Below are 12417 nucleotides of genomic sequence, written 5' to 3' on the forward strand. Positions count from 1 at the left end.
CTCCTACAGGTGATTGCATTCCTCTGTAGGAGCTGCCGAAGGCTGCGATCTTTTGCTTCTAAATAACCTCAACCACAGGCATCCGCCATTTCTGCTCAACCACTTCTTGCTTCGGCCCGTACAAGCGCAAAATCACGTTAAACGCCCCGTTCTGCGGTGTCGGCAGCCAATTACTCTCCTCCTCCGCCCCCGGCGAATTCGCCTGCATCCATAACGTCAGCCCACCATCCGCATCGCGCTGCAATTGATCACGACTGCTCAAGCAATACCGATCAAGCGGATTCGCCACCAACTGCCGATCCGGCAAGTCATACAACGTCAGCGACCAGAACTCACTGGCCGGCGGCAATTGCCCCGGTGCAAAACGCAGGCGATAACGCCGGCCGCCCTGCAACGGTTGCCCCTGATTATCCAGACGGCTACCGGTGTAAAACGCCTCCTCAACACTGTTGCCGTAAATCCCCAGATACGCCCCGACCGCACGATTCAGATAATTGCCATGCATTGCCTCACGGTTACCAAACAGGCCAAGCGTGGAGCGTGTTTGCGCAGCGGTCTCTTGCAGTTGCGCTTGCGCCAGTTTGATTCCGGCGGCGATCGCTTGCTGCTTTTCGACCGGCAGCACGGCGAAGTCAAAAGCCTGCCCCGGGACAATGCCGATGCGTGCGAAGCGTTCGCGCAATGCTTGTTCTGCAGGTTGAGTCGGGCACAGCGCGAGGATCTGATTAAGCACCGCGATAAACGACGGCCCCAACCCGGTTCTTCTGTCCCACGCCGGCCAGTCAATCGCCGGCGCCGCCAGCGGGCCCGGGCTGCCGCTGTATTCATGCAACCCACGCAAACGGTATTGCTCCTGCAACGCACGCACTGCCGGCATGTCGTCGGCGTTCTTCAACCCGGTACGTCCGAGCAGCATGACAATCTCGGTTTCGCTGCGCAGCACGGCTTTGATGCCCATCGGCGTCGGCCCCTGCCAGTTCGGCCCGGCGATCAGATAATCCCCCGCCTCGCGTCCGGTGCTGAGCACGCCGACATAGGCAAAGTTATGCGTGTACTGATCGACCAGTTGATGCACGTAATAACGATCGGCATCCACCGCCGGCACGCTCAACACTTGCGGCTCAGTGCGCAGATCGAGCCAAGCCCAGGAGTAAGGCGTGTCGTTGTTCGGCGTGACGATTTCGCGATTGGCCGGGGTGTAGAGCTGGCTGTAATGGCGAAAACGATTGAAGCCGCCGACGTACTCCGCCGCGCTCGGATCAAGCAGTTGTTTTTCCATCGTCTGGTAATGCATCAGCATCGGAAAAGCGTAGATCCACGCCTCCTGCACCACCGCTTGGGTTTCATCGGCCAGCAACCAGCGCGGCATCATCAGCCCGCCTCCCAGCACACTCATGCCGCCCAACATCTGGCGACGATTGATCGTCAGACTCATGGCTCGACCCTCGCAATCGTCGGCAATTGATAACTGCCATCCAGCGCAGCGGCTTTCGGCAGGTACAAACGCAGCAGCAGGTTGAACGGGCCTTGTGGTGTCGGCAGCCAGTTGCCTTGCTCGGCCTGTGCCGGTGCGTCCGCTTGCAACAACAGCGTGAGGCCGCCGTCGGCGTCGTAGTGCAAATCGGCGCTGCGATCGCCCAAGGCGTAACGCCCGATGGCATTGCTCGCCAGCAATTGCGTTTTGCCGTCGTACAGGGTCAGTGACCAAAAGGCGTTCACCGGCGGTAACTGCCCGGCGGGGAAATGCAGGCGATAGGTCTGGCGACCGTCGAGCAACTGGCCTTCGGCATCGTGCAGGGCCATCGGGTAAACCGCTTCGACCGCGTCGTTGGCGTAGATGTAGCGCCAGGCGACAGCCGCGCGGGTCAGGTCATCGTCGGCGAATTTGCCGATGTTGGTCGGTGATGGAAACCAGCCGTTCTGTTCTTTCGACAGTTGGCTGGAGGCCGCGCGAACCTGCTCGCGGCCGGCTTCAGCGCCTTCTGCGATGGCTTGGCGAAGGTTGTCGGCCGGGGCGAACGCGCTGCCGGGCAGCACGCCAATCGCGGCGAATCGAGCGAGTTTGGCCTGCTCGCTGGGCGTCCATTGATGCAGCGGTGCCAAGGCATTAAAGGTGTTGAACAGGGCCTGCGCTTCGCCGTGTTTGGTGTCCAGATACGCCGGGAGATGCAACGGCGCAGGTGCGTCAGGTGCAACGCTGTTGGTGGCGCGGGACAACGGCTGCAGGGCATAACCCATCAGCACTTTGGCGGCGTCTTTTTGATCGGCCTCGCCTTTGACTTCGGTGCGCCCAAGCAAAAACACCACGCGACTTGGCGAACGAATCACGCCGTTGAAACCCGTCGGCGCTGCACCCTTCCAGTCCGGCCCGACAATCAGATAACGCCCGGCCTGATTGCCGGTGGCGCGGGTGCCGATGTAGTCGAGGTTGTCGGTGCGCAGGTCGACCAACTGGAAGCTGTAGTAGCGATCCTTGATCGCCGGCACTTGCAGCACCATCGGCTCGGCGCGCAGGTCGAGCAAGGCGCGGGAGTAGAAGGTGTCGTTGTTCGGCGAGACGACTTTGTTGTCTTGCGGGCCGAGCAGACGCGGTTCGCTGTAGAGGCGATTGAACGGCAGTTTGGCATTGATCGCGGTGAGTACTTTGTCGTGTTCGACGGTGGCGTAGGCGAAGACGTAAGCCTCTTGCGCGAGGGCTTTGGCCTGGCTCACATCAAGGTCAGCGGCGTGAACGTTGCCGAGGCTGGCGCCGACCGCTAGAGCACAAATCCAGTGACGCATAAACAATCTCCAGACAGAAAACAAATCCCTGTAGGAGCTGCCGAAGGCTGCGATCTTTTGATCTTGAAAAACCACATCAAAAGATCGCAGCCTTCGGCAGCTCCTACAGGGGTTGTGTGATGGTGAGAGGTTATTTAGCCCAACGCCGCAGATCCGACGGGGTGTAGTCGTCGGTCTTCGCCGCGAACCCGACGCGCATTGGCTGGGTCTCTTCGTTGGCCAGGCCGCCGGCGTAATAACGCCCGGCAATCAGGTCGTAGGACGTCTCCAGCACGTTGTAGGTGAAACCATGGTCGTACTGCTGAATCGCGTGCAACTCACCGCTGCGCCACAACTCGCCACGGCTGTCGTATTGATCGGACTGGGCAATCTGCCAACTGTCTTCGTCCACATAAAACCGGCGTTTGGCGTAGATGTGCCGGGCGTTTGGCTTGAGCGTGGCTTCCACCACCCACACCCGGTGTTTCTCGTAGCGCGCCAGATCCTGATTGATGTGATTGGGCTTTATCACCTCGTCGTATTTGAGCGCGTGGCTGCCGATCTTGTAGCTGTTGTAAGGGATGAACAGCTCCTGTTTACCGATCAGTTTCCAGTCGAAACGATCGGGCGCGCCGTTGTAGCCGTCGATGTTGTCGGCGGTGATCAGGCCGTTGCTGTAACGCGCGCTGTTGTCGTAAGCGATCATCGGCGCGCGACGCACCCGGCGTTGCCCTGGCAGGTATTGCCAGGCCGAACGCGGCTCGGCGACCTGGTCGATCGGTTCGTGCACCAGCACCGCTTCACCGGACAAACGTGCCGGCTCGAGCACGCGGCTCTTGAACAGGAACAGCGTATTGGCGCCCGGTTCCAGCCCGGAAACCGTGTCGGCAAAGTTGATCAGCGACTGGTTGCGCACATAACTGGTCGCGCCGTTTTCGCGCACCAATGCCGAGCTGCTGATGCGCTCGTAACTGCCGCCGCGATAGCGGGTCATGTGGTTCCACATCACTTCCAGACCTTCGGTCGGCAGCGGGAATGGAATGCCGCGCGCATAGTCGTGCAAGCCGTTGCCGCCGTCAGCCATGCTGGTTTTCGCGACGTTGCCGCGACTTTGTTCCAGCACATCTTTAGGCAGATTGGCGCTGCGATGAGTCGGGTAGATGTTCATTTTGTAGCTGTCCGGGTAGCGCTTGAACAACGCGATCTGCCCGGGGCTGAGAAACTTTTGATACTGCGCAAGATTCTGCGCGGTGACGGTGAACAACGGTTTTTCCGCCGCATACGGATCGCTGTAACTGCCCTTGCTGTCGACGGTGCCGGCGTTGCTCGCCAGGCCACCGCTCCACGCCGGAATACTGCCGTCGGCATTCGCGGCTATTTCCGAGCCCATCGGCGTCAGGGTTTTACCCAGGGGTGCCGGATCGTTACCTTTGGCTTGCGCCAGACCAACGCTGCAGGCCAGCGCCAGTACACACAATTGCAGTCGCATGAGGGTTCTCCTTAGAAGTCGGCCTTGAAGCTGACCGAGGCAAAATCGCGGTCATCGAGGGTGCTGTAATCGTTGGAACCGAAGAACGTGTTGTAAGCCAGTTCAACGCTGTAATCGTTCATGTAGACGCCGGTCAGGCTGAGGCCGAGGGCTTGCTGACCTTCCTGAAACGGCCCTTGCGGATCGTAGGAATAGCCCGAGACGTCATGGCGCCAGTTGACCGCCGGAATCAGGTTGATCCCCGGCAACACGTCGCTGTATTCAAGGCTCGCGCGCAGGCGATAACCCCACGACCACTCGGTGGCGAAACCTTTGTCGGTGCAGTACTGATTGGTCACGCCCGACGCCACGGTGTTGCACGCGGAGCCATTGCGCGGGGCGCTGCGACCGAACGCGGCGCTGCGGCCCAGACGTTCGTCGCCGAGGTCGTCGATGTGTACGACGCCGGCCTCGCCGAACAGACTCAAACGCGTGGCGCCGAGGATGTTGTCAAAAGCCTGCGTCGCCGAACCGGTCATCTGCCACACGCCTTTGCGCACCCAGCCGTCGTAACGGCTGCCGGCATTGGTGTTGAAACCCGGCGGCAGATCGACCCACGAATTACCACCCGGCCCGGAGATCACCGCGACGTTGATGTCCGGCGCATTGATCGCCAGCGGCATGTTTGGCCGATAGCTCAACTCGCCCGCGAGCGAGATGCCGCTGATCGGCTCAACACCGTTGAGGCTGATGCCGTACAGGTGAATATTTTCCGGAAACGCTGCGGCATAACTCGGCGCCTGAATGCCGCCAGGAAAGGTGCCCGGCAGCGAGGTGTTGCGCGCATCGAGGGTGAAATACGGCAGCCGCGAGTGATAGTTGATGTAGTAGATCGCCGCTTCAGCATCGTTCAGCGCCGGGATCATGTTGCGCAACGCGAAGCCGAACTGGCCGTTGTCCGACGGCGATTCGTTGCCCCGCGAATAGGCGTATAAACCGGCGGCTTGCATCTGCTGATCGGTCTGCACCTGGCTCAGGTACAGCGGCCCGCAACCCTTCTGGATCGCATCGCTGGAAGCGAAAAAAGTCCCGCAACCGTCGAGTGCGCTTTCGCGCCAGTTGTACTGATAAAAGCCTTCGAGGTTGAGGGTGTCGGACAGGCCGAAGCTGAACGAGATCATCTCCACCGGCAACTGGCCTTCTTTGATTTCCACCCCGGGACGGTTGAAGGCGGAAATGTCCAAGGGGTTGATCACGTTGATGCCGTTCTGGATCAGCAGCGATTCGCCCCACGACAACACCTGGTTGCCGACCTTGACGTTCAGCGGGTGATCGGCGATCTGGAAGTCCTTCCAGACGTAAGCGTCGAGGGTTTTGAAACCCTGAAATTTGCTCAGGTCATCCCAACCCGAATCGTCGAAATCCTTGAAGCGGCCATTGCGGGTTTCGTAGGCGTGGTCGTACCAGTATTTGAAACGAATGAACGCGCCCTGCCCTTGGCCATCGAGACTGAAATCGGTCAGGCCTTTGAAGTTCTGCGAGATCGGATCGCCCTTCTCGAAGTTCAGCCGGTTGTCGTCGGCGCTGACGCTGGTGCCATTGGCGCGCACGCCTTGTGCTTGCAAGGCGTTGGCACGGGTCATCAGGCTTTTGTCGGGGTTCTGCGTCGACCAACTGCTGCCCAGGGTCAGGGTGGTTTTGGTCGACAGGCTCCAGTCTTCGTTGAGGTCGAAACTGGTGGCGTAGCCGGGGCTCGACAGTGCGGCGAGAATCGCCAGGGTCAGGGGTTGCGTACGGGGGTGGCCACGCCGGGCAAGTCGCGGACGGACTTGGGGCGTAACCGAGCTTTTTCTTATCATTATTGGGCTCCGGTCAGGTTTGCTCAGCACTGACACGGTGCCCAACCCTCAGCGCTGACACACAAGCGATGGCTGACAAAAACCAATCATCGGCGTGCTTACAGCGGATTGAGGCGGAATTGCTTCGGCGTGATGCCGAACTGTTTGCGGAAGGCGCGGATGAAGTTGCTCGGCTGGCGATAACCGAGGCGTTCGGCGATGCGTTCGATCGGTTGATCACCAGCGGTCAGCCAGTGCCGCGCCAGTTCCAGGCTGTCGTTGCGACTCGGCGCGGAGGATTCGGTTTGCCAGTGGCGAAGCATGCTCTGGTGCAGAAACGGATTGGCGCCGAGCAGTGGTTCTTCGAGGGTTGAGCGCTTCAGAGTCAGGCGCGGATGAGCGCCTTGTTCAACACGAATGCCGTTGTTGTGCAGCCAGTGTCCGGCGGCTTGCGCTGGGCACAAGGTGACGCTGACGAACACTGCGTCGGGCGTCTTGCCCAGTCGACGGGCGATGTTGCGCACCAAGGTAATCGTTGCTGCATCGAGGCCGAAGTGATGGGCCTGGCCTTGCACCGGACGCAGGTGCAAATGCGCGTCATCGCCGGACTCCTGCAACTCGACCGCGACGTAATTGGTCACGCGCGGCGCAAACGCCACAAAGCAATCGAGGCTGGCGCGTAACGTCGGCGCCGAGTCGAGCAGAATGTTCAGGCCTTGCAGACATATGGTCGCCAGACCGTTGACCAATTCACAACCGAACGTCGGCGCAGCCCCGGCCTGCTCGCATTCAAGCCATAGTTTCTCGACCGCGTGCGCAGGAATTTGCTGGTCGTGACCGTCGAGAGCCGATGCGCAGATTCCGGCCCGTGCCAGCAGGGTTTGCGGGCACAGGCCAGACTGTTCGGCGTGGCCGAGAATGGTGCGGGTGAAGGCGCTGGAAGCGAACATGGGATGCGACATGGCGACGATTACCGAGGGACAGGCGTGTACTTATGCCAGCCAACGTGCTATCGATCCAATGCATTAAAAGTATCCGCAGAATGCAGGAGACGCATGATGGATTTACGCCAGCTTCGCCACCTCGTGGCCCTCGCCGACTACCGCAATTTTGGCCGCGCGGCGGAAGCGATCAACCTCAGCCAACCGGCGTTCAGCCGTAGCATTCAGACGCTGGAACGTGACCTCGATTGCGAACTGGTCGAGCGCAGCAGCCGTGAGTTTCGCCTCACCGGCCAGGGTGAACTGGTGTTGCAGCATGCGCGGCGTCTGCTCGCGGGTAGTCAGGCGTTGCACAACGAATTGACCCAGTACAACGGCCTCACCGGCGGCGAACTGCAATTCGGTTGCGGGCCGTACCCGGCGCAGGTGCTGGTGCCGGAAGCGCTGGCGGAATTCATTCAGGCACACCCGGCGATTCGCACGCGTTTTCATCAGGGTGACTGGCAGCAATTGTCGCTGTGGTTGCGTGAGCAGCAGATCGAATTTCTGGTGGCGGATGCGCGCTATTTCGTCGGCGATCCGCAGTATCACGTGCAGTTGCTGCGCACGCGACCGGGGCGGTTTTTCTGCCGAGCCGGGCATCCACTGGCCGGGCAGAAGGGTTTGAAGTTGCGCGCGCTGCTGGATTATCCAGTGGTGGGCACGCGGATTCCGCCGATGATTCGCAAGATCCTCGCGGATATTTTGGGTGAACCGGATTTCAATCCGAGCGTGGAGTGCGCGCAGTTTGACGCGATTCAACGGGTGGTGTTGCGTTCTGATGCGATTGGTCTGGCGACGCTGGAAGCGTTGCGTGAACAGGTTGATCAAGGGCTGATTCATCTGCTCGATTTCACCGACGTGCCGCGCAACGACCCGGCGCTGCAATTGGGTTACGGCATCGTCAGCCGTGTCGGCTACTCCATGACCCCGGCGGCGCGGGCGATGGTTGACGCGATCCTCAGCGTCGACCAACGCCTGCTCGCGGCCAACCACTAATTCAACGTCGATCTCCTGTTCGTCGCACCTGTAGGAGCTGCCGAAGGCTGCGATCTTTTGATCTGTTTTTCAAGATCAAGATCAAAAGATCGCAGCCTTCGGCAGCTCCTACAGGGGATCGCGTTCTTGCAGGAGGGACACGGTCGAATGTGGGAGTGGGCCCACAAGTGATCGCAGTCCGGCAGCTGGAACACGGTCGAATGTGGGAGCGAGCCTGCTCGCGAAGAGGCCGGTATATTCAACATCGCGGTGCCAGACATACCGCTTTCGCGAGCAGGCTCGCTCCCACAGGTGATCGCATTCCGGCATAAAGAAAACTGGAGGCTACCCCACTACCGCGAGCCCGCACGCTCCCACAAATGCTGGGTTTTCGCCGGGATTTGCTGGGTCTCGCCGAGGGCATTCAGTAAACAATGCATGGCCTCTTCGCGACTGCGCTCGAAGCGGTATCGCGCTTCGATGTACAGCGCCAGTTTCAGCTCCACCGCATCCTCCAGTGGCAGCGGCGCTTGCTGCAAACCCAATGCGCTGGCGACCCGACTTGGCAAACTCAAGCCAAACGGTTGACGATCAGCAATAAGCTTCGCCGCCAGGGTACTTTGCGTGGTCACCGCAATCGTGCGGCGCAGTCCTTTAAGCCCCAGTTGCAAATCCACCGGACTCAACCCATCCCTTCGGCTCGACACCTGAATCTGCGGCTGCTGCAAATAAGCCTGCAAGGTACGCGGCGGCTCTTTCAACGCAGCACCGTAAGCAAATACATAGTGATCCGCCGCCAACGTACGTTTATGCAAACCACTCAACCCGGCCAACGGCTGATCAATGTCGATCAGAATATCCAGCTTGCCACTGGCCAGTTCCTGCAGCGCATCACGCCGGCGCGGCTGGAAATAGCGCACTTGCCAATCGGCATGCGGCGCTTCAAGCAGCGCATCCAGCAGCACCGGTTGCAGGCAATCCAGGCAACTGATGCGCAGCAACGGATTGGTCTGCCGCGCCGCTGGGATCATCCGCAAACCATCGCGCAAAGACTCAAGTGCCGCACGCACATAGTCCGCCAGCCGATGCGCGACCAGCGTCGGCGTCACGCCCAAGCGACTCTTGATAAACAGCGGATCGCCGCACAATTCACGCAGGCGCCGCAGCGCATTGCTCATCGCCGGTTGCGACAGGCTCATCACATCGGCGGCGCGGGTGACGCTGCGCTGTTGGTAGATCGCGTCGAAGGCGAGCAACAGGTTGAGGTCGAGCTGGCGTAAATCAAGCATGGTCTTGCTCCGGCAAATCGCTTAACGTCGGCCAGCCTAACCAGTGTCCCGAATCAAGCGGTGAGCCCTACATGACAAAAATCAATCAGCCGCCCGCCAACGCCTTTTACGCGCCGACCCTGCTGCCGGCCATCGAAGAACTGCTTGCGCGCGGCATCCCGCAGGACGCCATCGAAGCGCAATTTCATCGCAGCCTGTTCGATTTGCGCACGCCGTTCATGCGCATTCCGCTGGTGCTGTCGCGGCGCTTCTGGGCGTTCGCACTGGAGCAGACCGGCGACCCGCTGATCGGTCTGGCGGCGGGACGGCGCTTTGTCTCGACGGCCACTAATGGCCTGACCTATCTGTTCGATGTCGCGGTGTCGCTGGAAAGTGCCTGCGCTTATTTCGTGCGCTTCTTCCCTTTCTTCAACGGCCATTTCCACGCACAGATTGTGCGTGAGGATGACCGCGTGGAATTACGTCTGGTCGAAACCGGCAGCCTGCGCGCGGCGGCGCCGATTGCCGATTACATTCTGGTCAGCCTGTGCAGCATGTTGCGGCGTAAATTGCTCGCCAGCGGTTTGGGGCGTGATCCTGTTGTCGGCGTGACGCTGCTTTCGGCGACTAGCGAGGAACATGAGCGCGCCTTTCGGGCGCCGGTGCTGGGTGAGCAGGCTTATCTGGCGATTCGGCTGGATCCACAGCTGTTTGTTGCGGCGCTGACGCCGGGCAATCAGGGGCTGGAACAGACGCTGGTGGAGTTGCTGGAGCAAACGCGGCGTAACAGCGAATCGACGTTGCTGGAGCAGCTCAGCGATTACCTGATCGAGGATCTCGCAGCGGCGGACTGGAAGCAGTTTTGTGCGGCGCAGCATTTGATCGAGCGCACGGCGGCGCGACGCTTGAAGGCGTTGGGCTGGAGTTTTTCCGAATTGCTGGATGAGTATCGGCGCTATCGGGCTGAGGATTTATTGCAGGCCGGAGAGCTGGAGTTGGTCGAGGTGTCGGATCGGTTGGGGTACAGCGATGTGCAGAGTTTTAACCGCGCGTGCTTGAGATGGCTGGGGTGTGCGCCGGGGGTTTATCGGGCTCGCTGGCAAGATTGAAAAGCCAGATCAAAAGATCGCAGCCTTCGGCAGCTCCTACATGGAAATGCGCTCTCCTGTAGGAGCTGCCGAAGGCTGCGATCTTTCAAGGCTGCCGACCTCAGAAGCCTTACCGTGAGGGCTGCTCCACCGCCACACTCGCCGGCGCCTGTGTCGGCGTGACAATGCTGCCCAGATCAATATGCTTCCACTCCGGCTTCGCCCCCAGCCGCGCATTAAACCGGTAGTTAAACGTGAACTCATCGCCAGTCGCCACGCTCAGCGGCTTGCCATACACCGCCTCAACCCCTGCCAGGTCATACCCCATCAACTGCAACAGGGTCGGGAAAATGTTGTAGTGGCTGGAGCGATCCTTGTTCTCCGCCAACTGCGCCGACCAATCCAGCGTTTTCAGATCGCTACCCTGTATCACCACCAGCGGCACCAGCCCCTCCTCCTCCACCGGATCGCCGCCGCAATGGGTGTTCAACCCGGGATTGCCGCGCTCATGCAAATCCTGGCCATGATCAGACGTATAAATCAGCAACGCATTGTTCAGATTGGCCTGCGCAAACACCCGCGCAAAAAACTCGCCGACGTTCCACAGCACGGTGTTCTTGTAGGCATTGCGGTACAGCACCCAATCATCGGGCTGGCCATTGAAACCGGTGCGCTCACCAGTATCCGCCACCTCGGTGAACTGACCGCGCGGCAACGTCGGGCGGTACGCCATGAATGCATCGGGGTATTTGTCGTGCACCGGAAAATGCGCGCCGACCTTGTTGATCACCACCAGCTCCGCTTTGTCGTCGTTGAGCAGCTCGATCAGCTTCGCCGCAGCCGCCATGTCGCGGTCGCGCACGCTGGTTTTATCGAATTGCACAAATTCGTCGATGTCCTTCTTCTCGGTATCGGTCATCAGGTTCTGCAGATTGCCGGCGGTGCGCTGGGCATCGATGTACACCGTGCGCAGCCCGGCCTTTTTCGCGTACTGCCAGATCGACGGCAGCGTGCTATTGATGCGCATGTAATCGGCGCGGGTGCCGCCGTAGCGCAGGGTGACGTTGGTGTCGGCGCTGCAATTGGCGATGGACGCCGCGTAGCCGTAATTGAAAATGTCGACGCCAGCGTGCGCCTGCTTGAGGTTGCTGTGCACGCCAAAAGGCGCGTTGATGTCCAGATAATTGCCGGAGATGCTTTCATCGATGATCAGCACGATGTCATGCCCGACCGGTTGCGCGGCGCGCGTCAGCGTCACTGGTTCACGCGGGCCGACGGTGTTGTGCAGCGCCTCATAGGCAAACAGGTTCAGATAGGCCAGCGGCGTGTACATGATCGGCAAGCCACGGGCGCCCTCGCCCGCGCGTAAAAACAGCACGGCGCTGAGCAGCAAAACCCCACAAATCGGCGCGGCCACGCGCAAGGCGTTCGGCACCACCAGCGCATGCCGAGGTTTGAGGCCGATGCCGAACAGTAACAACAGCCCACTGAGCACCCCGCGCAGGATCGCATCGCGGTACTGATACGCCGCTTCCTGAATAAAGCCGCCGGAATAGACCAGCGAGACGAAGCTGCTGTAGTTCAGGTAATCCGCGGTAACGCGGGTATAGACATCAAAAAACACCGCCGAGGCAAACATTGCCAATGCGAATAGATGTCGTATGAGTGTCTGGCGTATATAGGCCGTTAGATATAACGCTAAAGTAAGCGCCAAAAACATCGCGCCAAAAAGAAGTACAGGAAAACCGAGGCCGATAGCATTTAACCGCTCAATGTAATATTCGCAATAAAGCAGCAGATAAATAATTAAAAGCAGTTCTTTAAGGTATCGAAACATGGCTTTTCCGGACGCGCGAAACGGCAAAGGGTCAAGGTTTTGTCGGTCAAAAACTGACACTAGCACCCGGCCATCAAAGCGCAAGAAATGGCTGACTTTTCCCTAAAGCGTCAAAAAAACGTTGACTCAAATCTGACACACTCCAGTTGCTGCAAGCCTCTAATTTCGCGGCCTGCGACCGTTTATCGCATTAATGGAAT

General features: G+C 59.7%; 9 protein-coding genes. 2 read left to right on the forward strand and 7 right to left on the reverse strand.

From position 1 onward, the window contains the following. Positions 1 to 58: 58 nt before the first annotated feature. The 5 genes from ACIP66_RS05835 to ACIP66_RS05855 form a co-directional block, all read right to left on the reverse strand. Complete coding sequence (locus tag ACIP66_RS05835; protein WP_400646215.1) at positions 59 to 1435, reverse strand: DUF1254 domain-containing protein; 1377 nt, start codon at positions 1433 to 1435, stop codon at positions 59 to 61. After that, positions 1432 to 2781: a DUF1254 domain-containing protein gene (locus tag ACIP66_RS05840; RefSeq protein ID WP_400646217.1), complete on the reverse strand. Its 1350-nt coding sequence runs from the start codon at positions 2779 to 2781 to the stop codon at positions 1432 to 1434. Before ACIP66_RS05840 ends, ACIP66_RS05835 begins: the two co-directional genes overlap by 4 nt. 130 nt (positions 2782 to 2911) lie before the next feature. Next, positions 2912 to 4249, reverse strand: coding sequence for a DUF1329 domain-containing protein (locus tag ACIP66_RS05845; RefSeq protein ID WP_212546141.1), 1338 nt, complete (start codon positions 4247 to 4249; stop codon positions 2912 to 2914). Positions 4250 to 4260: 11 nt separating this feature from the next. After that, positions 4261 to 6087 carry a DUF1302 domain-containing protein gene (locus ACIP66_RS05850; RefSeq protein ID WP_400646220.1) on the reverse strand — a complete coding sequence of 609 codons (1827 nt, stop codon included), beginning with the start codon at positions 6085 to 6087 and terminating at the stop codon, positions 4261 to 4263. Positions 6088 to 6185: 98 nt separating this feature from the next. Then, positions 6186 to 7028: a helix-turn-helix domain-containing protein gene (locus ACIP66_RS05855; protein WP_400646222.1), complete on the reverse strand. Its 843-nt coding sequence runs from the start codon at positions 7026 to 7028 to the stop codon at positions 6186 to 6188. Between the two features lie 96 nt (positions 7029 to 7124). Between ACIP66_RS05855 and ACIP66_RS05860 the strand changes: the two genes are divergently transcribed. Next, the gene (locus ACIP66_RS05860; protein WP_053119153.1) at positions 7125 to 8045 is read left to right on the forward strand and encodes a LysR family transcriptional regulator; all 921 of its coding nucleotides are present in this window, start codon (positions 7125 to 7127) and stop codon (positions 8043 to 8045) included. Between the two features lie 332 nt (positions 8046 to 8377). On the opposite strand, the gene ACIP66_RS05865 is transcribed toward ACIP66_RS05860, so the two are convergent. Then, positions 8378 to 9313, reverse strand: coding sequence for a LysR family transcriptional regulator (locus tag ACIP66_RS05865; protein WP_400646226.1), 936 nt, complete (start codon positions 9311 to 9313; stop codon positions 8378 to 8380). Positions 9314 to 9384: 71 nt separating this feature from the next. Here ACIP66_RS05865 and ACIP66_RS05870 point away from each other — a divergent pair, with 71 nt between their 5' ends. Continuing rightward, complete coding sequence (locus ACIP66_RS05870; protein WP_400646229.1) at positions 9385 to 10401, forward strand: helix-turn-helix domain-containing protein; 1017 nt, start codon at positions 9385 to 9387, stop codon at positions 10399 to 10401. A 109-nt stretch (positions 10402 to 10510) separates the two neighbouring features. On the opposite strand, the gene ACIP66_RS05875 is transcribed toward ACIP66_RS05870, so the two are convergent. Continuing rightward, positions 10511 to 12217 carry a sulfatase-like hydrolase/transferase gene (locus tag ACIP66_RS05875; protein ID WP_400646232.1) on the reverse strand — a complete coding sequence of 569 codons (1707 nt, stop codon included), beginning with the start codon at positions 12215 to 12217 and terminating at the stop codon, positions 10511 to 10513. Between the last annotated feature and the right edge of the window lie 200 nt (positions 12218 to 12417).

It is taken from the genome of Pseudomonas sp. NPDC088429, assembly GCF_044753305.1.
Taxonomy (GTDB): domain Bacteria; phylum Pseudomonadota; class Gammaproteobacteria; order Pseudomonadales; family Pseudomonadaceae; genus Aquipseudomonas; species Aquipseudomonas rustica.